The organism is Microbacterium sp. NPDC012755 (assembly GCF_042901325.1).
Classification (GTDB): Bacteria; Actinomycetota; Actinomycetes; order Actinomycetales; family Microbacteriaceae; genus Microbacterium; species Microbacterium natoriense.
This window is the reverse complement of record NZ_JBIBCT010000001.1, coordinates 2,966,256-2,992,904: the sequence shown is the minus strand read 5'-3', so window position 1 is coordinate 2,992,904 and position 26,649 is coordinate 2,966,256. Positions and strand designations below refer to the sequence as shown.

Below are 26,649 nucleotides of genomic sequence, written 5' to 3'. Positions count from 1 at the left end.
TGTGTACCTATGCCCGCGAACCGAGACTTCACCGTGCCCGGCGGTCCAGCACTCGACAACCTCGGCGTCCGTCTGCACGACGGCGTCGGCACCCTGCGCGTCTGGTCTCAGAACGCCTCCTCCGTCGAGCTCGTCGTCTTCGACGCCACCGACCTGGACTGGGTGACCGACCAGGCCGACCTCGAGCGTCTCCCCGGAGGCGTCTGGGAGGTCACGACCCCGCTCCTCCAGCCCGGAGTCCGCTACGCCCTGCGCGTCGGTGGACCGCACGGCCCGGGCAACACGTTCAACCCGGAGACCCTTCTCCTCGACCCCTACGCCCGCGGACTCGCCCAGGGCGACGGCTACGAGGAATGGCGCTCCGTCGTGATCGTCGACGGCTTCGACTGGGGCCAGTCGCAGAAGCCCCGAGTGCCGCTCGACCGCACCGTGATCTACGAAGGACACCTGAAGGGGCTCACCAAGCGCCAGCCCGATGTTCCTCCGGCGCTCCACGGCACCTACGCGGGCCTCGCCCACCCCGCGATGATCGAGTACTTCCACTCTCTGGGCATCACGTCCATCGAGCTGCTGCCCGTGCACGCGTTCGTACCGGAGCCGCGGCTGCTCGAACGCGGACTGACGAACTACTGGGGCTACAACACCCTGAACTTCTTCACTCCGCACACCGCCTACGCGACGGAGGAGTCCCGCAAGGGCGGCCCCGAAGCCGTCCTCGCCGAGTTCAAGGGCATGGTCCGGCTCCTCCACGAGGCAGGTCTCGAGGTCATCCTCGACGTCGTCTACAACCACACCGCCGAGGAAGGTCTCGGCGGTCCCCGGTGGAGCATGCGCGGCATCGACAATGCCAGCTACTACCGACAGGACGCGAACGGCGCGTACATCGACACGACCGGATGCGGCAACACCGTCAACACCTCGACGGATGCCGGCGCCCGACTCGTCCTCGATTCGCTGCGCTATTGGGCCGAGGAGATGCAGATCGACGGGTTCCGCTTCGATCTCGCGACGGCTATCGCCCGGGACGCCGCGCACACCTACACCCCGGAGCACCCGTTGCTCACCGCGATCTCGAACGACCCGGTCCTCAAGGACACGAAGCTCATCGCCGAGCCCTGGGACGTGGGCCTCGGCGGCTGGCAGACCGGGAACTTCCCGGCGGGCTGGCACGAGTGGAACGACCGCTACCGCGATCGCGTCCGCAACTTCTGGCTCAGCGACATCGACTACGCACGACGCGCATCGGCCCCCGTGGGCATCGGCGGTTTCGCGACCAGGCTCGCCGGATCGTCCAACACCTTCGCCGATGAGCGCGGCCCCCTGGCCAGCATCAACTTCGTCACCGCGCACGACGGCTTCACCCTGCACGATCTCGTCTCCTACGACGTGAAGCACAACGAGGCCAACGGCGAGCAGAACCGCGACGGCGCCGACATGAACCGCTCGTTCAACCACGGCATCGAGGGCCCCACAGACGACCCGGCCATCCTCGCTGCACGGCGCAAGGCGATGCGCAACCTGCTGGGCACTCTGCTGCTCTCGGCCGGCATCCCCATGCTCACCGCCGGCGACGAGGTGGGACGCACGCAGCGCGGCAACAACAACGCCTACGCGCAGGACTCGGCGATGACGTGGCTCGGCTGGGATGAGGAGCCGTGGCAGGAGGACCTCCGCGCGCACGTGGCTCGTCTCATCTCGCTCCGCTCCGAGAACCCCGCCCTGCGCCCGAGCAAGTACGCGCGGCTCGGCGAGCACATCCCCAACGCGAGCGTCATGGACTGGTTCGATCAGAACGGCGAGACGATGGAGAGCGAGCAGTGGACGGACCCGGGGAACCGGACGATCCAGTACGTCGCCGCCTCGACCCCCGACACGGAGGCCGCCAACAGGATCCTCCTGATCGTGCACGGCACCGAGGCGCCGATCGACGTGCGGCTGCCCGAAGAGATCGAGGGAGCGACGCGCTTCGTCGAGCTCTGGTCGAGCGCCGATGAGCGTCCGTCGGATGCCGCGGAGGTGTTCGCACCCGGCGACGTGCTGCCCATTCCGGGCACGTCGATGCGCCTCTTCCGGGTCGAGTGAATCGTAGCGCGACCCGCCCTGTCACCTCGCTACCCGCGTTGCTCGGGTAGCGGTACATTCAGGGTGTGGCAGCACGCGCGAGTACCCGGACCACGGCTCTTCGGAGCCCCTCTCAGATCCCCCTGCGCCCCCTCGGCGCCCATTCGGACGGCGAGGATCTGCGCACGACGCGCATCCCGCTGCTGAACGGCGCCCCCCGGGTGCCCGGAGGGTTCGCCCCCAAGGCCTTCGTCGGAGAAGTGGTGCCGTTCAGCGTCGTCGCGTTCCGAGAGGGGCACGACATCATCGGCGTCCAGCTGCGGCTGGTTTCCCCCGAGGGCGAGGAGTCACTCCACCGTCTCCGCCCTCGGAAGGACGGCACCGACACCTGGGCCGCCGAGCTCGCCGTCGACGTCCAGGGGGCATGGACCTTCGTGTTCGAGGCCTTCTCCGACGACTTCGCGACCTGGGCGCACGCCGCGGAGCTGAAGATCGCAGCCGGAGTCGACGTGCCGGTGATGGCCGCGCTCGGCGCAGAGCTCCTCCTCCGCGCCGCGGCGGAGAAGGACCGCCCCGCTCCGCAGCGCAAGCACCTCGCCTCGGTCGCCGCATCCCTCGCCGACGGGGATGCCGACCTCGCCCTCGCCGCGTCGACGGATGCCGAGCTGGCGCAGATCTTCCACGATCGCCCGCTGACCACCCTTCGCTCGGCGACCGCACCGCAGACGCTCCTCGTGGAGCGCCCGGCCGCGGGCGTCGGCGCCTGGTACGAGTTCTTCCCGCGGTCGGAGGGCGCGAAGCGACTGAAGGACGGCACCATCAAGAGCGGCACGTTCCGCACGGCCGCCAAGCGGCTCCCCGCGGTCGCCGCCATGGGGTTCGACGTGATCTACTTGGTGCCGATCCACCCGATCGGCACCACCAACCGCAAGGGCCGCAACAACACCCTCACGACCGAGCCGGGAGACCCTGGCTCCCCCTATGCCATCGGAGCGGCAGAGGGCGGTCATGATGCGATCCACCCCGACCTCGGCAAGCCCGCCGACTTCCGAGCGTTCGTGCGGGCGGCGCAGGCCGAAGGGCTCGAGGTCGCCCTCGACCTGGCGCTCCAGGCATCCCCCGACCACCCCTGGGTGGTCGAGCACCCCGAGTGGTTCACGACCCTCCCCGACGGCACGATCGCGTACGCGGAGAACCCTCCGAAGAAGTACCAGGACATCTATCCCCTGAACTTCGACAACGATCCTGAGGGCATCTACCAGGAGATGCTGCGCATCGTGCAGCACTGGGTCTCGCAGGGCGTGAAGATCTTCCGCGTCGACAACCCCCACACCAAGCCTCTGCAGTTCTGGGAGTGGCTGATCTCCACCGTGAACGCGGCCGACCCCGACGTGATCTTCCTCGCCGAGGCGTTCACCCGCCCTGCGGTGATGCGGGCACTCGCCGCTGTCGGATTCCAGCAGAGCTACAGCTACTTCACCTGGCGCAACACCAAGGCGGAGCTCGAGGAGTTCCTGACCTCCGTCTCCCACGAGACGAGCGACTACATGCGTCCGAACCTGTTCGTGAACACGCATGACATCCTCACCGAGTACCTGCAGTTCGGTGGACGCGCCGCGTACCGGATCCGCGCGTGCATCGCGGCGACCGCGGCCCCCGTCTACGGCGTGTACGCGGGCTACGAGCTGTTCGAGAACGTCGCCCGCCCCGGGTCGGAAGAGAACATCGACAACGAGAAGTACGAGTTCAAGCTGCGGGACTGGGAGGGAGCCGAGGCCGCCGGGGAATCACTGGCCCCGCTCCTCCGCCGTCTCAACGGCATCCGTCGCGAGCACCCTGCACTCCGTCAGCTCCGCAACCTGTCGGTCCACTGGAGCGACGATGACGCGGTGCTCGTCTACAGCAAGCACCTCGACGCCGAGTTCACCGGCACGGGGGCGTCAGACACGATCATCGTCGTCGCCAATGTCGACCCGCACTCGGTGCGAGAGACCACGGTGCACCTCGACACGACCGTGTGGGGTGTGCCGCTCGGTGAGAGCTTCGAGGTCGAAGACCTCGTCACGGGGGCTGTCTGGACCTGGGCAGACCACAACTACGTGCGCCTCGACTCGTTCAGCGAGCCGGTGCACATCCTGAAGGTGAGGGAACGAGCATGAGCTACGTCGAAGACGTGACGGCATCCGCAGACTGGGCCACCGTCGCTGGAGCGTCTCATCACGATCCGCACTCCGTGCTCGGCGCTCATCCGTTCAAGGATGCGGCGGATCGCACGATGACGCTCATCCGCGTCCGTCGACCGCTCGCCTCATCGGTCGCGGCCGTCTTCTCCGACGGCACCCGCCTCGACCTCACCCACATCGCCCACGGGATCTGGGAGGGTCAGCACGACGGCGCTCCGGTGGCCTATCGCGTCGCGACCGCGTACAACGACGATCCGGAGACCATCGTGGGCGACCCCTACCGCCACGTTCCCACACTCGGCGACATCGACCTGCACCTCATCGCCGAAGGGCGTCACGAGAGGCTCTGGAAGGTGCTCGGAGCCCATCCCCGCACCCTCGACGGCGACACCGGCGTCTCATTCGCGGTGTGGGCCCCCAACGCCACCGCCGTGCGGGTGGTCGGCGACCACAACGGCTGGAACGGCGAGGCGCATGCGATGCGCTCGATGGGCGTCAGCGGTGTCTGGGAGCTCTTCATCCCCGACCTCGATCTCGGTGCCAGGTACAAGTACGAGATTCGCACGCGGTCGGGCGACTGGATCCTCAAGGCGGATCCGATGGCCCAGGCCGCGCAGGTGCCCCCGGAGACGGCGTCCGTCGTCACGGAGTCCTCGCACACCTGGTCCGACGGCGCCTGGATGACGCGCAGAGCCGCCACGCACGCCGTGGCGCAGCCGCTCTCCGTGTACGAGGTGCACCTCGGGTCGTGGCGCGGCGGCCTCGGCTACCGAGATGCGGCGGAGCCGCTCATCGAGCACGTCACGAACGCCGGCTTCACGCACGTCGAGTTCATGCCGCTCGCCGAGCATCCGTTCGGCGGCTCCTGGGGCTATCAGGTCTCCGGCTACTACGCGGCGACCAGCCGTTTCGGGACGCCGGACGACCTGCGGTATCTGATCGACCGCCTCCACCAGGCCGGCATCGGCGTGATCATGGACTGGGTGCCCGGGCACTTCCCGAAGGACGCCTTCGCTCTCGCGAAGTTCGACGGCCAGGCGCTCTACGAGCATCCGGACCCTCGTCGTGGCGAGCACCAGGACTGGGGCACCCTGATCTTCGACTACGGTCGCCCGGAGGTCCGCGGCTTCCTCGTGGCGAACGCCCTGTTCTGGCTGAGCGAGTTCCACGTCGACGGACTGCGGGTGGATGCCGTGGCCTCGATGCTGTACCTCGACTACTCGCGCAAGGACGGCGAGTGGGAACCGAATGTCCACGGCGGGCGGGAGAACCTCGAGGCCATCCGCTTCCTCCAGGAGGTCAACGCGACCGCGTACCGTCTGCACCCCGGCATCCTGATGATCGCCGAGGAGTCGACGGCCTTCCCCGGCGTGACCGCGCCCACCGACCACGCCGGCCTCGGGTTCGGATTCAAGTGGAACATGGGCTGGATGAACGATTCGCTCCAGTACATCGAGCGCGATCCCATGTACCGCGCCCACCACGAGGGCGAGATGACGTTCTCCTTCGTCTACGCCTTCGGGGAGAACTATCTGCTGCCCATCAGCCACGACGAGGTCGTCCACGGCAAGGGCAGCCTGCTGGCGAAGATGCCCGGCGACCACTGGCACAAGCTCGCGAACATGCGCGCCTACCTCGCCTACATGTGGGGGCACCCCGGAAAGAAGCTGCTCTTCATGGGGCAGGAGTTCGGTCAGCTGGCCGAGTGGTCCGAGTCGCGTGAACTCGACTGGTGGCTGCTCGAACAGCCGTCGCACGCGCAGCTGCAGGACTTCGTCGGCACGATGAACCGCACCTATCGCGCACAGGCTCCGCTCTGGGAGCGCGACAACGACGGATCGTCCTTCTCACGCCTCGGCGCGCCGAGCTGGGACCCGACGGTGATCGCCTTCGAGCGACGCGACGGACACGGCGGACGCCTGGTCGTGGTGAGCAACTTCGCCGGCATCGAGCGCACCGGATACCGGCTGGCCCTTCCGCGGGAGGGCGTCTGGAACGAGATCCTCAACACGGATGCGGCGGAGTACGGCGGCCGTGGTTCGGGGAACCTCGGCGTCGTCGTCGCGAGATCCGACGGGGCGGAGGCGCCGACGGCGACGATCACCCTTCCCGCCCTGTCGACGATTTGGCTGCGCTATCAGGGCGAGCCGCACGTGCCGACCATCAACCACGGCTGATCGCGACCGTGGGCCCGTGACGGGCCCACGGCGCATCGATCAGAACAGCAGCGAGGTCAGCCGGTTGCGTGCAGCGCCGACGCGGGGGTCAGCGGCCCCGATGAGACCGAAGAGCTCGACGAGGCGCTCCCTCACGGCGGTGCGCTCGTCGGACGGCAGCTTCTCGAAGAGATCGAGCAGTCGCCCGAACGCGTCGTCGATGTGTCCGCCTGCGAGATCGAGATCGGCGACATCGAACTGCGCCTGCACGTCGAGCGGACCTGCGGCCGCCGCCGCACGAGCAGCCTGGAGGTCGAGAGACTGCACGCGATCGAGAAGACGCACCTGGCCGAGACCGGCGATCGCCTCCTCATCGCGAGGGTTCTCCGCGAGCGCCTTCTCGTAGGCCACGATCGCGGCGGCGTAGTCGCCCGCCTCGATCGCGGCGTAGGCCTCGGCATGCAGCGGGGGCAGCGGCAGCTCTTCGGGCTCGGCAGCGGGCTCCGCGCCCTCTCCCACCGTGAGCGTGCCGGTGACGCCGTTCTGCGCGGCGAGCTGCAGCAGCTGGGCGAACACGTCCCGCACCTGCTGCTCCGGCACCGCACCGGTGAACATCGGCACGGGCTGACCGGCGATGACCGCCACGACCATGGGGATCGACTGCGCGCGGAACCCCTGCGCAAGCTGGGGGTTCGCGTCGACATCGACCTTGGCGAGCAGCACGCGGCCGTTCAGCTCGCGGGTCACCTTCTCGATGATCGGGCTGAGCTGCTTGCAGGGACCGCACCACTCCGCCCAGAGGTCAACGACGACGGGGACGGTGCGAGAGATCTCGAGGATCTCGCCGAAGGACTCGTCGGTGGCGTCGACGACGACGTCGGTCACGCCGGGCGCGGGGGCTCCCTGCGCGGGGGCAGCGGGGCGGTTGCGGAGCGTCGAGAGGTCGACGGCGCCGCGAAGGGCTGCGGGCGAGATCTCGCTCACTTGATCACCTCGACGGAGAGAAGGTCCTGCCGCACGGCGAGGAGACGGATCTGCTCCGTCGACCCCTGCGCCGGAACGGCGAAGAACAGCTGGAACTCGTACTTCGTGGCCACGCCCTTGGCGGACTCGGTGACTCCGGTCAGGGCCTTCGCCTCGGGGTTCTTCTCGAACCGGATCACGGCCTCCGCCGACGTCGGAGTGACCGTCTGCGTGTCGATCAGGGAGACCGCGACGATCGCTCCGCTGTCGAGGGTCGTCATCGAGACCGGGGGCGAATCGGACGGGACGATGTCGAAGGCGGTCTGCGAGGTCTCGGCGGCGTTGTTGGCGGCGAGGTTGTCCACCACGGCCTGCCGGCTGTCGCGGATGGAGGTCGCGTACTTGAGCGCCAGTTCATCGAATGCGCCGTAGGACGCGCTCTGCTCGTTCGCATCGACCACGTCGGCGAACGCCGCGGCGAGCTTACCCGGAGCCAGGCTGAGGAACGCGGAATCGTCCGGGACGAGCGAGGTGCCGAGCCACGGGGCGACGACCTCAGGGAACACCGAGTCCGCCGACATCTCCGCGATGTTGGTGACCTTGTAGTTCGACCACGGGTCCTGCTGCGTCATGGTGAGGATGACGGGCGGCACGGTCTCGTCGCCCTTGCTCTTCGACAGCAGGAGCACGGTGCGCGGCCAGCGATCGGTCGCCTCGGGAAGCACGACCTCGACGTCATCGGTGGGGATGACCGCCGGGACGGGAGTCTCGGGGATCGCGGCGCGCAGTGCGTAGTCCGTCGCGCGCGTCGCCAGCGCGGCGCCGTCGAGACGGGTCTTCGCGAGCTCGATGTCCATCGCGGAGTCGGCATCAGCCACGGTCGACGAGATGCTCTCGAGGATCCGCTTCGCCTGCGCCTCCGTGACAGCCGGTGGCTTCTGGTTCTCCGGGGCGATCACGGTCGGCGTCGGAGTAGGGGTGGGCGTGGATGCCCCGAGCTGCGGCCACGAGTCGGCGGTGCACCCGGTCGCCAGGACAGCTGTGACCGCGAGAGCGGGAAGGGCGAGCGCCCAGCGGCGGCGAGCCGGTCGCGCGCTCCGCATCTCGGTCTTCGGCGGCGCGGACTCCGGATCGTCCTCCTTCGGCGCCTCCGGCGTCTCTGCGGCGTCTGCGGCGGCGGGGGTGGACGAGGATTCGATCACTGCACGCTCGGCAGCGGGCAGCGCGGCCACGTCGATGGGCTCGGTCACCGGGAGCGGGCCGGGACCCTTGCGGCGCGGACCACGTCCGCGGCGCTGGTGACGGATCGCGAGGATGTAGAGGACGAGGCCGACGAGCAGGACGAGCACACCGGCGGCGACGAGGGGGCCCGCGAGCGGCGTGGAGGTGTCCAGCGGCCAGGAGACCTTGATGTCGTCGGGTGCGTTCTTCGTGCCGTCGTAGGCGATCAGCATGCTGACACCGTCGGGCAGCTGCATCTTGTCGGCGATCAGGGTGTCGGCGTTGGTGAAGGAGTCGAGCCAGAGGTCGGATCCGGCGGGGTTGTGCCCGCCGGTCGTCGCATCGGTCGATCCGTCATCGGCGGCCGGCGTCTCGGTGGGTGCCGGCGTCGAGCCGTCGCCGGTTCCGGGATCCGCAGCATCCGACGTCTCCGCCTCGACGAGCTTCACGTTCAACGCGCCGCTCTTGCCGACGGTGACGTGGTTGTACGAGGTGTCGGCGAGCCAGGCCTTCATGTCTGCCGTGCGACCGTACGCGGCGAAGATGTCTCCGCCTCCCTGCACGATCAGCGTCTGCATACCTGGGTGCTGGCGCAGCACGTCACCATCCAGCATCACGAACGGAGCGGGCTCCTCGACCTTGACCGTCGTCTGCTGCGAGTCCGGACCCAGGAAGATGGTTCGCTGTGCGATGCCCGCACCGATCAGAACCGTGGCCAGCACGAAGGCCACGACGGCCCATACGAAACGCACGAATAGTCTCCTCACGCGCCTCGGACATCCGTCCGAATCGCAACACTCGACGTTCCAGACTAGCGAAAGCTCCTGTGTGTTGCCCACGAGGGCGTCGACGGGCCGGCTCCACGGCACGTCGGGAGCGTCTGGAAGGGCTCTGCTCGATAGCCTTGCTTCAGCCGATTCGCCCGAGGAGCTCCGATGAAGATCCACAACCCGTTCCGCACCGCCCTCGTGGCGACGCTCGGCGTGGGTCTGGGCGTGATGCTCATCGGCAGCCTGCAGAATCTGTCGACGATCCTGCTCTACGTCGGCACCGCACTGTTCCTCAGCCTCGGCCTCGACCCGCTCGTGTCCTTCCTCGAGCGGCGCCGTCTCCCCCGCTGGCTCGCCGTCCTCGTGACGATCCTGGCCGTGCTCGGCGTCTTCGCCGGTATCGTCCTGATCGTCCTGCCGGTGCTGGTCGATCAGATCTCCGAGCTCGTCGCGCAGATCACGGCCATCGTGCAGCGCAGCAACCTGATCGACGACACGCGGGACTGGATCGTCGCCACCTTCCCGAATCTGGATGTGGACAAGGTCTTCAGCTACCTGGAGGACTGGCTCAACACGAACCTCACGGAGATCGGTCAGGGCGTGATCGCCGCGAGCGGGGCGATCCTCAGCGGCCTCTTCGGCGCCTTCATCGTGCTGATCCTGACCATCTACCTCACCGCGTCGACCCCGTCGCTCAAGCGGGCGGTCTACCAGCTCGCCCCCGCGTCGAAGCGCGAGCGCTTCATCGACCTCGCCGAGCAGATCACGGACTCCGTGGGGTACTACGTCATGGGTCAGGTCGCGCAGGGCGCGATCAACGGCGTGCTCAGCATGATCTTCCTCTCGATCATCCAGGCGCCGTTCACCGCGGTCCTCGCCGTCGTCGCCTTCTTCTTCTCTCTCATCCCGCTCGTCGGCACGCTGACGGGATCGACGATCATCGTGCTGGCGTGCCTGATCCCCGGCCTCGGCTCCCCCGCGACCGCGATCGCCGCAGCCATCTACTACCTCATCTACATGCAGATCGAGGCGTACATCATCTCGCCGCGCATCATGAGTCGGGCGGTATCGGTCCCCGGTGCGGTGGTGGTCGTCGCCGCTCTCGCCGGTGGAAGCCTCCTGGGCCTGCTCGGCGCTCTCATCGCTATCCCTGTGGCCGCGAGCGTCCTGATCATCTACCGGCAGGTACTGATCCCCCGGATGAACGAACGCTGATCCGTCGTCAGTCCGTCGGCCAGTGCGTGGCCAGCGGAAGCGCGGAAGGATTGACGGCCGCGACGATCTCGGTGAGGACCCGTCTCGTCTGGCTCTCCCCCACCCAGAGGTGCTTGCCGCCTTCGACGGCGATCAGCCGGGCATGAGGGATCGACGCGAATCGATCCGCTGCCTCTTTCGGGCGCAGATAGTCGTCGAGTTCCGGAACGAGGATGACCACCTCGTGATCGGTCTCCGCCCATGCGGCCACCTCCGCCTCGGTGGCGCGGTGCAGCGGCGGGGACAGCAGGACGATGCCTTCGATATCGTGCTCTCGGCCGTACTTGAGGGCGAGCTCGGTGCCGAATGACCAGCCGACCAGCCAGGGCCGGGGAAGAGCGCGCTCGCGGACGAAGTCCATCGCGGCCGCGACGTCGAACTGCTCGGCCGCTCCGCCGTCGAACGCGCCGTCGCTCGTTCCCCTGGGCGACGTCGTCCCGCGCGTGTTGAAACGCAGCACCCCGAGGTCCGCGAGCGCAGGGAGGCGGGCGGCCGCCTTCCGGAGGATGTGGGAGTCCATGAAACCGCCGGCCGTCGGGAGCGGATGCAGCGTCACCAGCGTCGCGACAGGCGCATGCGCCTCGGGAAGAGCCAGCTCGCCGACGAGAGTGAGACCGTCCGCCGTCTGCAGGACGATGTCCTCACGCGCCGCCGGAAGCTCCAGGGGGCCACGGATCTCGATGGTCATGCAATCCTCCAGCAGTGCGAATGCCAATGACGGCGCGCAGCGAGGTCGGCGGCATCGCCGAGCACCCCGTCCGCGCGCCAGGCCACGAGATGAGCCGTCCCCGCCTCGACGGAGCGACCGCATCCGGGGCAGATGTAGTCCTTCAGAGCCTGGGCGCCCGAGACCGGCTGCACGGTCCACTCGACGCCACGGCGCACCTCGGTGCGCTTCCAGGAGGAGAGCAGACGATCCAGGGAGTCCTCGGTGTCAGGGCGCGCCGGACGGCGTTTCCGTGAGCGGGCCATGACCCGAGCTCACCACCAGTGGTTCTTCGACCAGAACGCCTGCGCGCCGGCCCAGCTGCCGTAGCGGCCGGTCGCGTAACCGGTCGCCCAGCGCAGGTTGTCCACCGGGTCGTAGCCGTTGCCCGGGACCTTGCTGCACGGGAGAGCCTGGACGAGTCCGCAGGCACCCGAGCTCCTGTTGGTCGCGTTGGGATTCCATCCGCTCTCGCGGGAGACGATGTAGTCGACGTATCCCCAGTCGCCTTCAGAGATCCCTGCGGCCGACATCCACTCGGCGGGAGCCCCGCCGCCCGTGTAGAAGAGCGGTCCGCCGCCCCCTCCGCCACCCGTCGAGGCCGGCTTCGCCGTCGCCGTCGGGGTCGGCTTCGGGGTCACATAGACCGAGAAGGTGCCGCGCTCGATCGGAGCGATCGTCGCACCCTCGACCGTGACGGTGAGGTTCTGCGTGTCGACCAGAGCCGCCGAGAACGCCGATTCGGTCGCAGCCTCTGCGGGCGGATCGGCCAGCGCAATACCGGTCGGCGCGACCATGGCGCCCGCGAATCCGACGACCGCGAGAGCGGCGACGATACCTGCCGCCCGACGTCCGCGGGTTCCCGTGCGCGACGACAACGCCGTGGATGCCGGAGCAACCTTCACGTCGTTTCGTTCGGAGATCATGTCTTTTCGGGAGTTCACGATGCGTCGAAGTCTACCGGTCATCTCTGAGACGGGCCTCTGAACTCTCAGCGAACGGCCAGGATGACGTCGACCGTCGCATCGATGAGCGCATCCACCTGCTCTTCGCGGTACCCGCCGCGCTGCATGCGGAAGGCGGCAGAGCGCAGCTGCTCGGCCGTGAGCGCCTCACCGTCGCGAAGGTAGCGGACGATGCGTGCGGCGACGTGGTCCACCTCGTCGATCCGGTAGCCGAACGTGAGCACACCGGTTCGAGCGAAGCGATGACGCTTGCGCCGCGCCAGATGATCCAGGATCACCTGGGCCTCCTCGCGGGCCTGCTCGACCCAGACGCCCGCTCCCTGAGAGCGCACGACCCTGTCGCGCTCGCGTCCGGCGAGGGCGTCCTCGACACGACCGAGAGCCGCGTCGACCTCCGCCACCACGTAGCCGTTCTTCACCAGGGGGAAGGACGCGATGCGGACATCCGCCGCGGTCAGGTCACCGCCGCCCTCGAACGCCGTGCGAGCCGCAGACAGGAACGTGTCGACGGCAGCGCGGTGGTACCCGCGGGTCCGTCCACTGACGAGAGAGAACGCCGGCGGAGCCTCGGTCTTGTCGAGAGCGAGAGAATCTTCTGAAGCCATCACAGCACCACCCAGGGAGAGAGAAGGAAGTAGAGGCACAGGGCGGGGATCGTCGACGGCAGGATGCTGTCGAGGCGATCGAGCAGCCCCCCGTGCCCAGGCAGCCAGGAGCTCATGTCCTTGATGCCGATGTCACGCTTGAGCATGCTCTCGGCGAGATCGCCGAGAGTGGCCGACAGCAGGATCGCGACTCCGAAGATCGCTCCGGCCCACCACGGCAGCTCGAGGAGGAACAGCGCGAGGAGCACGCCGGCAGTGATCGACGCGACGACGGCCCCGGCGAATCCCTCCCAGGTCTTCTTGGGGCTGATCCTGGGGGCCATCGGGTGCTTACCGAAGGCCAGGCCGGCAGCGTACGCTCCCGTGTCGGCCGCGACGGCGATCGCGATGAAGCTCAGCACCCACCACTGTCCACCCTCCTGACGGAGCAGGATCAGCGCCACTGCAGCGAGGAAGGGCACATAGATCTGGACGAATCCGCCGATGACGGCATCCGAGAGGACATCCCCGTAGGTGCGCCCGTCCTTCTCGACCATCTGCGCGACAAGTCGCCACACGATCACGAAGGCCACGGCGAGGAAGAGCATCACCCAGACGAGCCAGATCTCGACGAAGTACGCAGGACCGACCAGCAGAGCCGCAGCGATGAGCTGCGGTGCCAGATCGATCCGTCGACCGGCACCACGCAGCGCGAGCGTGACCTCGTACACCCCGAGAAGGGCGGCGGCCAGCGCCAGCGGCACGAAGTAGACCTTGTCGAACAGAAGGGAGGCGAGCAGGGCTGCGCCGAACGCGAGGCCGATCCCGATCGCGAGGATCAGGTCCCGACCGGTGCGCTGCTTGATCCGCTCATTGCGCTGCTTGATCCGCTCGTTCGCCTGATCGAGCTGGTCACGAGCATGGGAGACGTGGCTGCCCAGCTCATCGCGAGCCGCTCTCCACTGCTCCCGGATCGCGTTGTGCTCCCCCGTGCTCAGAAGAGCATCGGACTGGGCGGGAGCGGGCAGCGAGGGTCGCGGCGGGATGCTCGATGCGTCGAAGGCCGGAAAGGCCTCATCGGCCAGCGGAACGCCGCCCGACGGGGTCGCCGAACCGCGCGCCTCTCGGCGCCCCGGCGGCGTGCCGTCGACGGCCTCGCGCGAATCGTCGGACATGTCCGATCACACCTCGAGGAGCTCAGCCTCTTTGCGCTTGAGAGCGTCGTCGATCAGATCGACGTGCTGGCGCGTGAGTGCGTCGAGTTCCTTCTCGCCTCGAGCGATCTCATCCTCGCCGAGCTCGCTCTTCAGGGCGTCCAGCTCGTCCTTGGCCTTGCGACGGATGCCGCGGACGTGGACCTTCGCGTCCTCGCCCTTGGCCTTCACGAGCTTGACGTACTCCTTGCGACGGTCAGCCGTCAGCTCGGGCATCGTCACGCGCACGATGTTGCCGTCGTTGGTCGGGTTGGCGCCGAGGTTCGGCATGTCCCTGATCGCCTGCTCGATGGCCTTCAGCGCGGACTTGTCGTACGGCGTGATGATGAGCGAACGCGCCTCGGGGTTCGCGAGCGAGGCGAGCTGAGCGAGCGGGGTCGGCGTGCCGTAGTAGTCCACCAGCACCTTCTGGAACATCTGAGGGTTCGCACGTCCCGTACGGACCGTGGCGAAGTCCTCCTTGGCGGCATCGACGGCGCGCGTCATGCGAGAGGTGGTTTCAGCGAGGACATCCGCGATCACGGTGACTCCTATCGTCGGGGTGTTCTGAAAATTCTATCGGTCGCGGGCTCTGAGCCCGCTGAGGCGCTCAGGCGGTGACGAGAGTGCCGATGGGCTCGCCGAGCAGCGCACGAGTCACGTTGCCCGCGGGCTCCATGCCGAAGACGCGCATGTCCATGTTGTTGTCCATGCACAGGCTGAACGCCGTGGAGTCGACGACCTTCAGGCCGCGCTGCAGCGCGTCGCGGTAGGTGACCCGCTCGATGCGCTCGGCATCGGCATGCTTGTTCGGGTCGGCGGTGTAGATCGCGTCGACGCCGTTCTTGGCGACGAGGACCTCCTGGGCGCCGATCTCGAGCGCGCGCTGAGCGGCGACCGTGTCGGTCGAGAAGTAGGGCAGGCCTGCCCCCGCGCCGAAGATCACGACGCGGCCCTTCTCCATGTGGCGCTCCGCGCGCAACGGGATGTACGGCTCAGCGACCTGGGTCATCGAGATCGCGGACTGGACGCGGGTGGGTGCGCCTGCCTGCTCGAGGAAGTCCTGCAGGGCGAGGGCGTTCATGACGGTGCCGAGCATGCCCATGTAGTCCGCACGACCACGGTCCATACCGCGCTGGCTGAGTTCGGCGCCGCGGAAGAAGTTGCCTCCACCGACGACGATCGCGATCTCGACACGATCGACGGCGGCCGCGATGTCACGGGCGATCTGGCTGACGACGTCGGGGTTGACGCCCAGCTGACCGGCGCCGAAGGCCTCACCGGAGAGTTTCAGAAGGACGCGGCGGCGTCCGGTGCGTTCGGTCATGGGTGTTGTCCTCTCGTCCCGATTCAAGATAGTGCCTCTTGGGCATGAAGAAGGGGTTCGGATCGAGACGATCCGAACCCCTTCGACGGTGCTACGCGCCGACCTTGAAGCGCGCGAAGTCCGTCACGGTGATACCGGCGTCCTTCGCCACCTGGGCGACAGAGAGCTTGTTATCCTTCGCGTAGTCCTGCTCGAGCAGGGCGACCTGCTTGATGAACGCGGACACACGGCCTTCGACGATCTTCGGCAGAGCCGCCTCGGGCTTGCCCTCGTTGCGGGAGATCTCGGTGACGATCTCACGCTCCTTCTCGACGGCGTCGGCCGGGACGTCCTCGCGGGAGAGGTACGACGGGTTGGCGAACGAGATGTGCTGCGCGATGCTGCGAGCGGTCTCCGCGTCGTCACCCGAGTAGGCGACGACGACGCCGATCTGCGGCGGCAGGTCCTTGCTCGTGCGGTGCAGGTAGACCTCGACCTTGTCGCCCGAGATGGTGCGGACGCGACGGAGCTCGACCTTCTCGCCGATGATCGCAGCCTCTTCCGAGATGATCGTCTCGACGTTCTTCTCGCCGGCCTGAGCGGCCAGAGCCGCCTCGACCGAGTCCGCCTTGACAGCGGCAGCAGCGTCGGCGACCTTGTCGGCGAGGGCGATGAAACGCTCGTTCTTCGCGACGAAGTCGGTCTCGCAGGCGAGCTCGATGAGCGTCACAGCGCCATCCTGCTCGCGGGCGACGATGAGGCCCTCGCTGGTGGAGCGGTCGGCGCGCTTCGCGTTGCCCTTGGCACCCTTCAGGCGCAGGATCTCGGTGGCCTTCTCGACGTCTCCGTCAGCCTCCTCGAGCGCCTTCTTGGTGTCGACCATTCCCGTTCCGAGCTGCTCACGCAGCGCCTTGAGGTCGGCGATGGTGAAGTTGGCCATGTGTGGTGGCTCCTTGCTTCGTAGGTGTGTGTGCGTGGTGTTCGCGTGGATTACTTGGAGTCTGCTGCCTCGGCGGCGGCGACCTCTGCGGTCTCCTCGCCGGACTCGACCGCGACGGCCTCGTCGTGCGCCTCGGCGCCGGCCTCGTCGGCTGCAGCGACCGCGGGGGCCTCGACGAGCTCGGCGGCGTCAGCCGGAGTCTCCTCGGCCGGGGTCTCGAGAAGCTCGCGCTCCCAGTCCGCGAGCGGCTCGGCGTCACCGGTCTCCGGGTTGTGCTTCTGCTGGAGGCCCTCGGCAGCTGCATCCGCGATGATGCGGGTGAGCAGCGAGACGGAGCGGATCGCGTCGTCGTTACCGGGGATCGGGTACTGGAAGTCGTCCGGGTCCGCGTTGGTGTCGAGGATGCCGATCACCGGGATGCCGAGCTTCTTGGCCTCGTCGATGGCGAGGTGCTCGCGCTTGGCGTCGACGACCCAGAGCGCGGACGGCGTCTTGGTGAGGTTGCGGATACCGCCGAGCGACTTGTGCAGCTTGTCGAGCTCGCGCTTCTTGAGGAGGAGCTCCTTCTTCGTGAAGCCCGAAGCGGCCGGGTTCTCGTAGTCAAGCTCCTCGAGCTCCTTCATGCGAGCGAGACGCTTCGCGATGGTGGAGAAGTTGGTGAGGAGTCCACCGAGCCAGCGCTGGTTGACGTAGGGCTGGCCGACGCGGGTGGCCTGCTCTGCGAGGATCTCCTGCGCCTGCTTCTTGGTGCCGACGAAGAGGATGGTGCCGCCGTGAGCGACGGTCTCCTTGACGAAGTCGTACGCCTTGTCGATGTAGCCCAGCGACTGCTGCAGGTCGATGATGTGGATGCCGCTGCGCTCGGTGAGGATGAAGCGCTTCACCTTCGGGTTCCACCGGCGGGTCTGGTGTCCGAAGTGCACGCCGCTGTCGAGCAGCTGGCGGATGGTGACCACAGCCATGGTCGTCTCCTTGTTCTGGCGCGGTTCTGCGCCGTTGAGGTTATCGCCGATCGGATGATCGGACTGCCTGGTGCCCGACACACGCCCGCCACCTCTTGCGAGATGGACCTGTGGGAGTGGATGCCACGACCTCCGCAGAAATGCAGTGGTCGCTCAGGGCACGCGTAGTCACCTCGATTTCGAGGTGCCCCTTCAGCATACAGGATGCCGTCGCCTCCATTCCTCCTTCACAACGGCAGACCCGAAGCCACTTCTCCCCCGCTTCCGTCCGGTACGCGATCTGCATCGCAGCGTCTCTGTCCGTGCGGGGCAGTATGACGCTCATGCGCACACTGGAACGTCTCGGCACCGGCATTCTCCTCATCGCTCTCCTCCTGCTCTCGCACATGCCTGCGGACGGCGCGCTCGCGTCAGCGGACCGAGCGTTCACGCCTGCGCGAGCCGTCTTCACGCCGGTCAACGGGTCCCTCCTGTCTGCCAATGGAACGGTCTCGCCCGGAAGCGGGATCTTCACGACAGGGATCCTCACGCCTACAGTCCAAGTCGTCGCGTCTGTGAACGGGATCCTCACACCTGCGAGCCAAGCCGACGTGTCTGCGAGCGGGACCCTCACACCTGCAAGCCAAGCCGTCGCGTCAGCGAGCGGCACCCTCACACCTGCAAGCCAAGCCGTCGCGTCAGCGAGCGGGGCCTTCGTTTCAGCAGGGGATCCGGACGGCGACTATCCGCGGTGGGCGTGGCCGCTCGACGGGGCGCACGAGGTGACCGCTCCCTATCGCGCCCCCGCGCATGAGTACGGTCCTGGCCACCGGGGTATCGATCTGGCCTCCGCACCCGGCTCTGTCGTTCACGCACCGGCAGACGGCGTCGTGGCGTTCCGCGGGATCGTCGTCGACCGCGCCCTGCTCACGATCGAGCATCCCGGCGGCTACGTGTCGACCTTCGAGCCGCTGACGTCAGACCTGTCTCCCGGAGACGTCGTGTCGGCAGGCCAGCCGATCGGGACCGTCGCGATCGGCGGGCACGCGTTCGCAGGCACACTGCACCTCGGAGTTCGGCTCGGCGGCGCCTACATCAATCCGATGCTTCTCTTCGGAGACGTGCCCAGGGCGGTGCTGCTTCCGTGCTGCGCCCCACTCTAGGCCGGGGCGGCCCGCCGCACACGGTCGAGATTGCGTCGGAGAAAGGCAGCCGCTCACGCGCTGGCATGCTCATGCACGGGGATGCGCCAGACGATACGTCGCCGTCAGACGTTCGGCCGACACGTGGGTGTATATCTGGGTCGTGCCGAGACTGGCGTGCCCGAGGATCTCCTGCACCGCGCGGAGGTCCGCTCCCCCGTCGAGCAGGTGAGTGGCGGCCGTGTGCCTGAGTGCATGTGGCCCCACGGTCTCCGCCCCGACGAACGGGGCGAGCGCGTCGGCGACCAGCGAGTACACGGCTCGGGCACCGACGCGAGCCCCACGAGCCCCGAGGAACACCGCGGGCGTTGCGGTCTCGGCTCGTGCACGGAGCGACGGACGCGCTCGGGTGAGGTAGCCGGCGACCGCGATGCGCGCCGGCACCCCGAACGGAACCACCCTCTCCTTCGCACCCTTTCCGAGAACACGGGCGGTGCCGCGGTCGAGATCGAGATCATCGATGTCGAGTCCGCACAATTCTGAGACGCGGATTCCTGCTCCGTACAGGAGCTCCAGGATCGCGTGGTCTCGCAGCGCGATCGGATCTCCGTCAACCGCCGCGGCCCGTTTCGTTTCGAGAAGTTCGCGCATCGCGTCCTGGGAGGCCACTGTCGGCAGCGTTCGCCCACGCTTGGGCGCGACGAGGCGAAGGCTCGGATCGCGATCGATCAGCTCCTGCTCGAGCGCCCACGTGAAAAACGAACGGGCTGCCGCCGTACGCCGTGCGAGCGTCGATCGCGCATCACCTCTCTGCGTGGCCTTCCAGAGCCAGTCGCGCAGCACCTCGAGATCGACCGCCGCGAGATCGGCGCCGTCGAACGAACCACCGAGGTCACGCAGGTCCGACCGATAGGCGCGCACCGTCGCCGGCGACAGCCGCCGCACCTGCTGCAGATGCTCGGTGAACGCCTCCGCCGCCGCCGCGAACTCCATGGCTACAGCTTGCCCCGCCCTACATCCATCACCGCTCAGCCTCGCCGCTTCGGCGTCATGCTCACCACGGCTCACCCCGCCGCTTGAGCCTCCTGCTCACCCCGCCGCTTCGGCCTGATGCTCACCACGGCTCACCCTCGCCGCTTCGGTGTGATGCTGAAAGATGTGCCGTCCACGCCGTCAGAGATGAGGCGCTCTCAAGATCACGCCGCGCGCATCGCTGCGATCGGAGGCCTCTTATCCCCGGTCGCGTGTCGATATGCGCCGCCATCCGTCGTCTCTGCGGTCGACCACGGACTCGACTTCGAGAAGGCCGAGCAGGGCCGTGACCTTGTCGGGCGCCAGACCGCTCCGTCGCGCGAGCTCCTGCGTCGAGGCGCGCGAGCGCGTCGGCAGGGCGTCGAGCAGCCTCGTCAGTTCAGGGTCGGTGACATTCGCACTCTGGTCGCGAACGGGCTCACCCCACAGTTCTCGGATCTCCGCTGTCGTCGTGACGCAGCGCGCGTCGTACTCGCGAAGCAGACGATGGCAGCCCGCTGACGCCGCGGAGGTGACCGGCCCGGGGACCGCACCGAGCGGACGCCCGAGGGACGCCGCGTGCCCGGCCGTGTTGAGCGAGCCACTTCTCCACCCCGCCTCGATGACCACCGTGGCCTGGCCGAGCGCCGCGATCAGCCTGTTCCTGCTCAGGAACCTCCACTTGGACGGCGCCGTACCGCAGGGAACCTCGCTGACCACCGCGCCACTCCTGGCGATCGCCCCCAACAACTCCTGATGTCCCTGCGGATAGGCCCGATCCACACCGCCTGCCAGCAGCGCAACGGTCGCCCCGCCGACACCGAGCGCTGCCCGATGAGCCGCTCCGTCAATTCCGTACGCGCCGCCCGAGACGATCACGACTCCGCTCGCTGCGAGATCCCCTGCGAACTCCGACGCGAGCAACTCTCCATAGGTGCTCGATGCCCTGGCGCCGACGATCGACGCACGAGGCGACGCAGTGAGGACGGCAGCATCCCCGCGCACCCACAGCATCGTCGGTGCATGGTGCCCGAGGTCATCGAGGGACTCAGGCCAGAGGCCGTCGCCGGGGAGGAGCAGGGTCGCCGCGACGTGCTCCGCGTCAGTCACGGCGCTGCGGACGGCATCTACAGAGGCACGAGGACGCCATCTGCCGAGTGCGTCTCTGAGCGCGCGCGACCGTCTCTGATAGGCGAGGGAGCCCCCGTCGTCGGCGAAGGCGAATCGGAGCGCCTCCTCTGCACCCAGTTCCGCGATCAGAGCTCCGGCGACGGCATCGCCCGGTTCGACGAGCACATTCCACGCGACACGGGCCGCGACTTCCGCGATGTCATCGTCGGGGCGCGCCCGCCGAAGGGCCTTCACGAGCGCCTCGTCCTGACGCAGAGCATCCATCACGACGCGCCGCCTCTCTTGAGCACCAGCGCTCGCCCGACCTCGTCGAGCCCTGGTCGCTCGCGGCCTTCGAGGTCTGCCATGGTCCAGGCGAGCCGCAGCACGCGGTCGTACCCTCGAAGTGTCAGGGCGCCGCGTTCCAGGGCGCGCTCCAACGGCACCCGTGCAGCCTGATCGATCCGCTGCGATGTCTGGCGGAGCCAGGTTCCGGGAACATCGCCGTTCAGACGCCATGGCGTGCCCTTCAGCCGAGCGGCCGCCCGCTCCCTTCCTTCGATGACACGCTGCTGCGCCTCCGCCGACGACAGTGCGGATCGCCCAGCGGACATCGCCCGCGAGGTTGCGACGCGCGCCACGGGCAGATCGATGTCGATCCTGTCCCGGAGGGGACCGGAGAGTCGCGTCGCATACCGTCGAATGGCCATGGACGGGCATACGCACTCCGCCCCTCGCACACCGTAGTTGCCGCAGGGGCAGGGATTCATCGCGAGGAGCAGTTGGAACCGCGCGGGGAAGTGAGCGGTGAAGCCGGCGCGGTGCACGTCGATCTTCCCTGACTCCAGCGGCTGTCTCAACGCATCCAACGCGACCCTGGAGAACTCCGCCGCTTCGTCGAGGAACAACACCCCGCGGTGCGCACGGACGATCGCCCCCGGGCGCACGGCACGGGACCCTCCGCCCACGAGCGCGGTGACCGATGCGCTGTGGTGCGGTGCCTCCAGCGGAGCTCTGTGGTCGAGCACTGCGACGGAGCCGCCGGTCAGAGACCTGATCGATGCGACCTCCAATGCCTCGCCCTCCGTCAACCTCGGGAGTATCCCCGGCAGTCTTCGGGCGAGCATCGTCTTTCCCGCGCCGGGAGGACCGCTCAACAGCATGTGGTGGCCTCCAGTGGCCGCGACGATGAGCGCCGTCACCGCTTCGTCCTGGCCCACCACGTCCGCCAGATCACCGTGAGCCTCGGGTTCGACGGAAGGAGCCGCGGCGGGCACGGGATCGACCTCCGGAACCACCACATCGGCTCCGTGCCAGACGGCGACCTCCGCCAGCGAGCGAGCGGCACGCACATCGGTGCCCGGCACGAGACGAGCTTCGTCGGCATTCGCATGAGGGACGATCACCTGGTCGAAGCCGGCGCGTGCCGCCGCGAACACGGCGGGCAGCACCCCTGGCACCGGTCTCACCCGACCATCCAGGCCGAGTTCGCCGATGTGCACCGTGCGGGAGATCGACCTCTGCTGCACCGCTCCCCCTGCAGCCAGCGCCGATACGGCGATCGCCAGGTCGAATCCCGATCCGTGCTTGGGAAGACTCGCGGGTGACAGGTTCACGGTGAGTCGTCGGCGCGGAAGGTCGAGCTCCGCGTTCTTGCACGCATTGTGGACGCGCTGGACCGCCTCACCCAGGGCCTTGTCGGGGAGGCCGATGATCTTGAACTCCGGCGTCTGATTCGAGAGGTCTGCCTCGACCTCGACCAGGTGCCCGTCGACCCCCGACAACGCGACCGCCCAGGTCCGCGCCGTCGTCATGACAGATCCTTCAGGTGTTCGAGCACTCCGGCATCCGGGTCTGGCCCGATCACCCCGATCGCGTCGAGCCGGACCGTCCTTCCCCGAACCTGATCGGAGTGCCGCTCCATCCAGGCATGTGCGAGCTGCCACAGCCTGCGTCGTTTTCGTGCGTCTATCGCCTCGAACGGATGGCCGAACGCCGTCGACCGACGGGTCTTGACCTCGACGATCGCGAGCACCTGGCCCTTCGCGGCGACGATGTCGATCTCGCCCTGCGGACATCGCCAGTTCCGGTCGAGTATCTCGTACCCGTGGTCGATCAGATAGCGGGTCGCCCGCTCTTCCCCCGCTGCGCCGAGGTCGTCTTTCGCTGCCATGTCGACAGCCTGCCGATCCGCCTCACGAGGAGTGCGGGCGCGCTCTCACCATTCCGCGAATCGGTGGACAACTCGCCGAGGATCGCCTCCTGGGGACGGCTACTCGCCGTCGAGGGAGAGCTCCTGCGGAAGTTCGAACTCCCGACGCTGCAGCTCTTCGACGTTGACGTCCTTGAACGTGAGGACGCGCACGGCCTTCACGAAGCGATCAGCGCGGTAGATGTCCCACACCCAGACATCGCTCATCGAGATCTCGAAGTAGAAGTCGTGCTCGGTGTCACGACGGACGACGTTCACCTCGTTCGCCAGGTAGAACCGTCGCTCCGTCTCGACGACGTACTGGAACTGGGAGACGACGTCCCGGTACTCGCGGAACAGCGCCAGCTCGAGTTCGCGGTCGTAGTCGTCGAATGCTTCCTCATCCATGATGTGTCCATCCTAGAGTCGTGCGCACCACCGCGCGGCACGGAGCCGCTCAGAACGCGGATCAGAACAGCGTGGGAGCGTCCGTGATCGCCCACGATGCACGGTGATGAGGAGACAGTCCCCGTGCGCGAATGGCGTCGCGATGCTCGGGGCTGGCATAGCCCTTGTTCCTGTCCCATTGGTAGTCGGGATGCGAGAGATGCAGCTCGGCCATGTGCGTGTCTCTCGCGACCTTCGCGATCACCGATGCCGCCGACACCGATGCGCAGTCGCGGTCGGCCTTCACCTGGGAGCGCACGCGGAGCGGCACCGGGTGCACCCGAGAGACGTAGTCATGGTTCCCGTCGAGCAGAACGAGAGCGCTCTCGATGGCGACGCCCTGATCCACCACGCTCTGCACGGCTCGTGACGCCGCGAGCCCCAGCGCCCTCATGATCCCGACCTCGTCGATCTCCGCCGCACTGGCCCAGCCGACACCGGATGCACGCACCCAGGCCGCGGCGCGCGCTGCGACGTCCGGACGACGCTTCTCGGTGACGAGCTTCGAATCACGCAGGCCTTCGGGAACGCGGCGACGTGCACCAGCCGCATCCATCACGGCCGCTCCGACGGCGACCGGTCCCGCGAGTGCGCCCCTGCCCACCTCGTCGAGCGAGATGATCAGCTCGCACTCGCTCAGGAGCTTCCGTTCGAGGGTGAGCTTGGGTGCGACGACGGTCATTCCGGATCCGGCACGCCGTTGAAGGTGTCGTGGTGGCCGTCGATCGTCCCGAAGCGGTTCAGGGGCCAGGTCGTGAGGAACGCCTTGCCCACGACGTTCGCGAGAGGCACGAAGCCTCCGCTCGGGAGATCCTGATGCTCACGGGAATCGCGCGAGCGATCGCGGTTGTCTCCCAGCAGCCAGAGGGAATCCTTCGGAACCACCACGTCGAAGGGCGCGTTGGAGGCGGCCGTGTCCCCCTGCGGGAGGTTCAGATAGGACAGCTCGTCGATGGGGGTGCCGTTGATGGTGATCTGGCCGAGCGCGTTGCAGCACACGACGTGATCGCCGGGGAGCCCGATGATCCTCTTGACCAGATGATCCTGCGAGTCGGTCGCGGAAATGCCGACGAGGTTGAGAACCCAGTCCACCGCCTGCACGAGCGGCGGCGCCGCCGGGGTCTGCGGCTGCGGGTCGAGCCAGCCGCCCGGGTCCTTGAACACCACGACGTCACCGCGGTCGTATCCCGTCCAGTGCGGGGTGAGCTCGTCGACCAGGATGCGGTCGTTGACCATGAGCGTCTGCTCCATGGACGCCGACGGGATGTAGAAGGAGCGCACGACGAAGGTCTTCACGACGAAGGACACCAGCGCGGCGATCAGCACGATCACCAGAACGTCGCGCAGGAAGATGAGGAACCCGCGGCGCCGCTTGACGGGTGGCGTGGACGCGGTGGCGGGCTCAGTCGTCATCAAGGTTCCTTCACAGTCTCGCACCGCTCTGAGACGGCACTACCAAGGGTCGCACATCCGGCGCAAAACACAGCACCCCGGAACATCGTGTCCCGGGGTGCTGTGGAGAACCTGCGCGTCAGTTGTCGCGCTTCTCCTTGATCTTCGCCTTCTTGCCGCGCAGCTGGCGGAGGTAGTAGAGCTTCGCGCGACGCACGTCACCGCGGGTGACGACCTCGATGTGGTCGATCACCGGGGAGTGCACCGGGAAGGTGCGCTCGACGCCCACCTGGAAGCTGATCTTGCGGACCGTGAAGGTCTCGCGCACGCCGTCGCCCTGGCGGCCGATGACGACGCCCTTGAAGACCTGGACGCGAGAGCGGGTGCCCTCGGTGATGTTCACGTGGACGTTGACAGTGTCGCCGGGGTTGAAGACCGGGATGTCGGAACGGAGCGAAGCCGCATCGACGGCGTCGAGGATCTGCATGATCGTCTCTTTCTGCACTCGCCTCAGGTCGGTTGCATGTTTTCAAAGGAACAAGAACGGATGTGCATCGTACGGCGCTTGCGCGTCCGCGGGTTCCCCTGAGGCAGAACCGGTCACGGCACAAACATCCATTCTGCCATGGATGCGTGCCGCGGCCAAAACGAGGATCAGTCGCGGGGGTCGGTCTCCCGCACGACGATGACCTCGTGCACGGTGGTCTGCGGCGCGGGCTCGTCCGGCGCGGGAACCGTCGACCACGAGATGGTCTCCCGGAGACGGGCGCCGCTGCCCTTCGCCTCGCTCCAGAGCTGCCACAGCTGGAGCCAGACGAGCGCGATGCCCACGATGATGGCGCCGGCCAGCAACCAACCGAATGCGCCCTCGATGAAGCAGCCGACCGCGATGGTGAGCGCATGCCAGAGCGTGAAACCGGCGACGTCCCACCAGGACACCGCCCGTTCGATGCGGACCGACGGGCGAGAGCGCGTGAGCAGCGTGAGGAGAAGCTGCCCGACGAAGACCGAGGGCACCGCGATGAACAGCACCCAGAGCATCCCCCACCCCGCGTGGAAGACGATCCCCCCGATGACCAGCCAGAGCGGGAGCAGGAAGGCAGCCGGAAGCAGCCACCGGAAGAACGCCTGACGCAACCACATGCTCAGATCGTACGACGCGCGGCCCACCCTCACCCCGGTGTTCGCTGTGAGCGCGCGGATCTCCGCGGCCGCCGCATCAGGGAGAATGGAGTGGACGAGAGGACACCCCATGATCGAACTGCGCACCCCTGCCGAGATCGACGAGATGCGCGCAGCCGGGCGATTCGTCGCCGAGACCCTGGCGACCCTGCGCGACGAGACGAAGGTCGGCACGAACCTCCTCTCGATCGACCGTCGCGCACACGACATGATCCGCAAGGCCGGCGCCGAGTCCTGCTACATCGACTACCACCCCTCGTTCGGAGCGAGTCCGTTCGGCAAGGTCATCTGCACCTCGGTGAACGACGCGGTCCTGCACGGACTCCCCCACGACTACACGATTCGCGACGGGGACCTCGTGTCGCTCGACTTCGCCGTGTCCGTGGACGGCTGGGTCGCCGATTCGGCGGTGTCGTTCGTCGTCGGCACACCGCGCGACGAGGACCTCCGCCTCATCGAGACCACGGAGCGCGCGCTGGACGCGGCGATCCAGGCCGCTGTCGTCGGCAACCGCATCGGCGACATCTCTGCGGCCATCGCCGCCGTGTCACACGGCGAGGGCTACTCGATCAACACCGATTTCGGCGGCCACGGGGTCGGACGCATCATGCACGGCGACCCGCATGTGCCCAACGACGGGCGAGCCGGTCGTGGCTTCCCGCTGCGCGCGGGACTCGTGTTCGCCCTGGAGCCGTGGCTGCTCGCCACCACGGACGAGCTGATCACGGACCCCGACGGCTGGACGCTGCGCAGCGTGGACGGCTCTCGGGGTTCGCACTCGGAGCACACCGTCGCGGTCACCGAGGACGGTCCGATCATCCTCACCGACCGCTCCTTCCTCGGCGTCGACTGACTCAGCCGCCGAGTCGCGTCGGCTTCCACGACGCGACGGGCCCCCACACGCCGTCGTTCGGGCGAAGAGGACGGTCCC

Annotated in this window: 26 protein-coding genes; 6 read left to right on the top strand and 20 right to left on the bottom strand. The window is 67.8% G+C overall.

The window, feature by feature from the left end:
- The first annotated feature begins 9 nt into the window (after positions 1–9).
- The 3 genes from glgX (at position 10) to glgB (ending at position 6,421) form a co-directional block, all read left to right on the top strand.
- Positions 10–2,082, top strand: coding sequence for a glycogen debranching protein GlgX (gene glgX / locus ACFY5A_RS13955; protein WP_341942227.1), 2,073 nt, complete (start codon positions 10–12; stop codon positions 2,080–2,082).
- Between the two features lie 65 nt (positions 2,083–2,147).
- Positions 2,148–4,220 (top strand): alpha-1,4-glucan--maltose-1-phosphate maltosyltransferase, encoded by a 2,073-nt coding sequence (locus ACFY5A_RS13950; protein WP_387234864.1) that lies wholly within the window; start codon positions 2,148–2,150, stop codon positions 4,218–4,220.
- The gene (glgB, locus tag ACFY5A_RS13945) at positions 4,217–6,421 is read left to right on the top strand and encodes a 1,4-alpha-glucan branching protein GlgB (RefSeq protein ID WP_387234861.1); all 2,205 of its coding nucleotides are present in this window, start codon (positions 4,217–4,219) and stop codon (positions 6,419–6,421) included. The genes ACFY5A_RS13950 and glgB overlap by 4 nt, the downstream gene beginning before the upstream one ends.
- Positions 6,422–6,460: 39 nt before the next feature.
- On the opposite strand, the gene ACFY5A_RS13940 is transcribed toward glgB, so the two are convergent.
- On the bottom strand, positions 6,461–7,384 hold the full coding sequence (locus ACFY5A_RS13940; RefSeq protein WP_387234858.1) for a tetratricopeptide repeat protein: 924 nt from the start codon (positions 7,382–7,384) through the stop codon (positions 6,461–6,463).
- Positions 7,381–9,336, bottom strand: a complete 1,956-nt coding sequence (locus ACFY5A_RS13935) for a glycosyl transferase (protein WP_341942230.1) — start codon at positions 9,334–9,336, stop codon at positions 7,381–7,383. The genes ACFY5A_RS13940 and ACFY5A_RS13935 overlap by 4 nt, the downstream gene beginning before the upstream one ends.
- 183 nt (positions 9,337–9,519) lie before the next feature.
- Here ACFY5A_RS13935 and ACFY5A_RS13930 point away from each other — a divergent pair, with 183 nt between their 5' ends.
- Positions 9,520–10,569, top strand: a complete 1,050-nt coding sequence (locus tag ACFY5A_RS13930; RefSeq protein ID WP_341942231.1) for an AI-2E family transporter — start codon at positions 9,520–9,522, stop codon at positions 10,567–10,569.
- A 7-nt stretch (positions 10,570–10,576) separates the two neighbouring features.
- Here the strand turns inward: ACFY5A_RS13930 and ACFY5A_RS13925 are convergent, their stop codons facing one another.
- The 9 genes from ACFY5A_RS13925 to rpsB all read right to left on the bottom strand — a co-directional run bounded on the left by ACFY5A_RS13925 (position 10,577) and on the right by rpsB (position 17,264).
- Complete coding sequence (locus ACFY5A_RS13925; protein WP_341942232.1) at positions 10,577–11,296, bottom strand: alpha/beta hydrolase; 720 nt, start codon at positions 11,294–11,296, stop codon at positions 10,577–10,579.
- Positions 11,293–11,580, bottom strand: coding sequence for a hypothetical protein (locus tag ACFY5A_RS13920; protein WP_387234854.1), 288 nt, complete (start codon positions 11,578–11,580; stop codon positions 11,293–11,295). The genes ACFY5A_RS13925 and ACFY5A_RS13920 overlap by 4 nt, the downstream gene beginning before the upstream one ends.
- A gap of 9 nt (positions 11,581–11,589) precedes the next feature.
- Positions 11,590–12,258, bottom strand: coding sequence for a transglycosylase SLT domain-containing protein (locus ACFY5A_RS13915; RefSeq protein ID WP_387234851.1), 669 nt, complete (start codon positions 12,256–12,258; stop codon positions 11,590–11,592).
- A 47-nt stretch (positions 12,259–12,305) separates the two neighbouring features.
- Positions 12,306–12,884 (bottom strand): DivIVA domain-containing protein, encoded by a 579-nt coding sequence (locus ACFY5A_RS13910; protein ID WP_341942235.1) that lies wholly within the window; start codon positions 12,882–12,884, stop codon positions 12,306–12,308.
- Positions 12,884–14,038, bottom strand: a complete 1,155-nt coding sequence (locus tag ACFY5A_RS13905) for a phosphatidate cytidylyltransferase (protein ID WP_341942236.1) — start codon at positions 14,036–14,038, stop codon at positions 12,884–12,886. Before ACFY5A_RS13905 ends, ACFY5A_RS13910 begins: the two co-directional genes overlap by 1 nt.
- 6 nt (positions 14,039–14,044) lie before the next feature.
- Positions 14,045–14,599 carry a ribosome recycling factor gene (gene frr, locus ACFY5A_RS13900; protein WP_105673367.1) on the bottom strand — a complete coding sequence of 185 codons (555 nt, stop codon included), beginning with the start codon at positions 14,597–14,599 and terminating at the stop codon, positions 14,045–14,047.
- A gap of 67 nt (positions 14,600–14,666) precedes the next feature.
- Positions 14,667–15,383: a UMP kinase gene (gene pyrH / locus ACFY5A_RS13895; protein WP_105673366.1), complete on the bottom strand. Its 717-nt coding sequence runs from the start codon at positions 15,381–15,383 to the stop codon at positions 14,667–14,669.
- A 91-nt stretch (positions 15,384–15,474) separates the two neighbouring features.
- Positions 15,475–16,302: a translation elongation factor Ts gene (gene tsf, locus ACFY5A_RS13890; RefSeq protein WP_223586472.1), complete on the bottom strand. Its 828-nt coding sequence runs from the start codon at positions 16,300–16,302 to the stop codon at positions 15,475–15,477.
- 50 nt (positions 16,303–16,352) lie between these two features.
- Positions 16,353–17,264 carry a 30S ribosomal protein S2 gene (gene rpsB / locus ACFY5A_RS13885; protein WP_223586473.1) on the bottom strand — a complete coding sequence of 304 codons (912 nt, stop codon included), beginning with the start codon at positions 17,262–17,264 and terminating at the stop codon, positions 16,353–16,355.
- Positions 17,265–18,025: 761 nt separating this feature from the next.
- Here rpsB and ACFY5A_RS13880 point away from each other — a divergent pair.
- Positions 18,026–18,406 carry a M23 family metallopeptidase gene (locus ACFY5A_RS13880; RefSeq protein ID WP_341942237.1) on the top strand — a complete coding sequence of 127 codons (381 nt, stop codon included), beginning with the start codon at positions 18,026–18,028 and terminating at the stop codon, positions 18,404–18,406.
- Between the two features lie 69 nt (positions 18,407–18,475).
- Here ACFY5A_RS13880 and ACFY5A_RS13875 read toward each other — a convergent pair whose 3' ends face one another.
- The 9 genes from ACFY5A_RS13875 to ACFY5A_RS13835 all read right to left on the bottom strand — a co-directional run bounded on the left by ACFY5A_RS13875 (position 18,476) and on the right by ACFY5A_RS13835 (position 25,679).
- Positions 18,476–19,378 (bottom strand): tyrosine recombinase XerC, encoded by a 903-nt coding sequence (locus ACFY5A_RS13875; protein WP_387234846.1) that lies wholly within the window; start codon positions 19,376–19,378, stop codon positions 18,476–18,478.
- Between the two features lie 237 nt (positions 19,379–19,615).
- Complete coding sequence (dprA, locus tag ACFY5A_RS13870; protein ID WP_387235950.1) at positions 19,616–20,791, bottom strand: DNA-processing protein DprA; 1,176 nt, start codon at positions 20,789–20,791, stop codon at positions 19,616–19,618.
- Positions 20,791–22,320: a YifB family Mg chelatase-like AAA ATPase gene (locus tag ACFY5A_RS13865; RefSeq protein ID WP_387234843.1), complete on the bottom strand. Its 1,530-nt coding sequence runs from the start codon at positions 22,318–22,320 to the stop codon at positions 20,791–20,793. Before ACFY5A_RS13865 ends, dprA begins: the two co-directional genes overlap by 1 nt.
- Positions 22,317–22,679 carry a YraN family protein gene (locus tag ACFY5A_RS13860; RefSeq protein WP_387234840.1) on the bottom strand — a complete coding sequence of 121 codons (363 nt, stop codon included), beginning with the start codon at positions 22,677–22,679 and terminating at the stop codon, positions 22,317–22,319. Before ACFY5A_RS13860 ends, ACFY5A_RS13865 begins: the two co-directional genes overlap by 4 nt.
- A 99-nt stretch (positions 22,680–22,778) precedes the next feature.
- Complete coding sequence (locus ACFY5A_RS13855) at positions 22,779–23,105, bottom strand: DUF2469 family protein (protein WP_017204525.1); 327 nt, start codon at positions 23,103–23,105, stop codon at positions 22,779–22,781.
- 61 nt (positions 23,106–23,166) lie between these two features.
- On the bottom strand, positions 23,167–23,826 hold the full coding sequence (locus ACFY5A_RS13850; RefSeq protein WP_105673360.1) for a ribonuclease HII: 660 nt from the start codon (positions 23,824–23,826) through the stop codon (positions 23,167–23,169).
- Complete coding sequence (lepB, locus tag ACFY5A_RS13845) at positions 23,823–24,557, bottom strand: signal peptidase I (RefSeq protein ID WP_341942240.1); 735 nt, start codon at positions 24,555–24,557, stop codon at positions 23,823–23,825. Before lepB ends, ACFY5A_RS13850 begins: the two co-directional genes overlap by 4 nt.
- A 118-nt stretch (positions 24,558–24,675) precedes the next feature.
- Positions 24,676–25,023, bottom strand: coding sequence for a 50S ribosomal protein L19 (rplS, locus tag ACFY5A_RS13840; RefSeq protein WP_105673383.1), 348 nt, complete (start codon positions 25,021–25,023; stop codon positions 24,676–24,678).
- A gap of 167 nt (positions 25,024–25,190) precedes the next feature.
- Complete coding sequence (locus tag ACFY5A_RS13835) at positions 25,191–25,679, bottom strand: MFS transporter permease (RefSeq protein WP_105673382.1); 489 nt, start codon at positions 25,677–25,679, stop codon at positions 25,191–25,193.
- 109 nt (positions 25,680–25,788) lie between these two features.
- Between ACFY5A_RS13835 and map the strand changes: the two genes are divergently transcribed.
- The gene (gene map, locus ACFY5A_RS13830; RefSeq protein WP_105673358.1) at positions 25,789–26,571 is read left to right on the top strand and encodes a type I methionyl aminopeptidase; all 783 of its coding nucleotides are present in this window, start codon (positions 25,789–25,791) and stop codon (positions 26,569–26,571) included.
- Positions 26,572–26,649 lie beyond the last annotated feature (78 nt).

What these genes read in the sequence shown, in the direction of transcription:
- ACFY5A_RS13930 (WP_341942231.1), top strand. Translation starts at nt 9,520, where the DNA reads ATGAAGATCCACAACCCGTTCCGCACCGCCCTCGTGGCGACGCTCGGC.
- dprA (WP_387235950.1), bottom strand. Translation starts at nt 20,791, where the DNA reads ATGGATGCTCTGCGTCAGGACGAGGCGCTCGTGAAGGCCCTTCGGCGG.
- pyrH (WP_105673366.1), bottom strand. Translation starts at nt 15,383, where the DNA reads ATGACCGAACGCACCGGACGCCGCCGCGTCCTTCTGAAACTCTCCGGT.
- tsf (WP_223586472.1), bottom strand. Translation starts at nt 16,302, where the DNA reads ATGGCCAACTTCACCATCGCCGACCTCAAGGCGCTGCGTGAGCAGCTC.
- ACFY5A_RS13905 (WP_341942236.1), bottom strand. Translation starts at nt 14,038, where the DNA reads ATGTCCGACGATTCGCGCGAGGCCGTCGACGGCACGCCGCCGGGGCGC.
- glgX (WP_341942227.1), top strand. Translation starts at nt 10, where the DNA reads ATGCCCGCGAACCGAGACTTCACCGTGCCCGGCGGTCCAGCACTCGAC.
- ACFY5A_RS13855 (WP_017204525.1), bottom strand. Translation starts at nt 23,105, where the DNA reads ATGGATGAGGAAGCATTCGACGACTACGACCGCGAACTCGAGCTGGCG.
- ACFY5A_RS13925 (WP_341942232.1), bottom strand. Translation starts at nt 11,296, where the DNA reads ATGACCATCGAGATCCGTGGCCCCCTGGAGCTTCCGGCGGCGCGTGAG.
- map (WP_105673358.1), top strand. Translation starts at nt 25,789, where the DNA reads ATGATCGAACTGCGCACCCCTGCCGAGATCGACGAGATGCGCGCAGCC.
- ACFY5A_RS13860 (WP_387234840.1), bottom strand. Translation starts at nt 22,679, where the DNA reads ATGGCAGCGAAAGACGACCTCGGCGCAGCGGGGGAAGAGCGGGCGACC.
- ACFY5A_RS13920 (WP_387234854.1), bottom strand. Translation starts at nt 11,580, where the DNA reads ATGGCCCGCTCACGGAAACGCCGTCCGGCGCGCCCTGACACCGAGGAC.
- lepB (WP_341942240.1), bottom strand. Translation starts at nt 24,557, where the DNA reads ATGACGACTGAGCCCGCCACCGCGTCCACGCCACCCGTCAAGCGGCGC.
- rplS (WP_105673383.1), bottom strand. Translation starts at nt 25,023, where the DNA reads ATGCAGATCCTCGACGCCGTCGATGCGGCTTCGCTCCGTTCCGACATC.
- glgB (WP_387234861.1), top strand. Translation starts at nt 4,217, where the DNA reads ATGAGCTACGTCGAAGACGTGACGGCATCCGCAGACTGGGCCACCGTC.
- ACFY5A_RS13850 (WP_105673360.1), bottom strand. Translation starts at nt 23,826, where the DNA reads ATGACCGTCGTCGCACCCAAGCTCACCCTCGAACGGAAGCTCCTGAGC.
- ACFY5A_RS13875 (WP_387234846.1), bottom strand. Translation starts at nt 19,378, where the DNA reads ATGGAGTTCGCGGCGGCGGCGGAGGCGTTCACCGAGCATCTGCAGCAG.
- ACFY5A_RS13910 (WP_341942235.1), bottom strand. Translation starts at nt 12,884, where the DNA reads ATGGCTTCAGAAGATTCTCTCGCTCTCGACAAGACCGAGGCTCCGCCG.
- ACFY5A_RS13835 (WP_105673382.1), bottom strand. Translation starts at nt 25,679, where the DNA reads ATGTGGTTGCGTCAGGCGTTCTTCCGGTGGCTGCTTCCGGCTGCCTTC.
- ACFY5A_RS13865 (WP_387234843.1), bottom strand. Translation starts at nt 22,320, where the DNA reads ATGACGACGGCGCGGACCTGGGCGGTCGCGTTGTCGGGGGTCGACGGG.
- rpsB (WP_223586473.1), bottom strand. Translation starts at nt 17,264, where the DNA reads ATGGCTGTGGTCACCATCCGCCAGCTGCTCGACAGCGGCGTGCACTTC.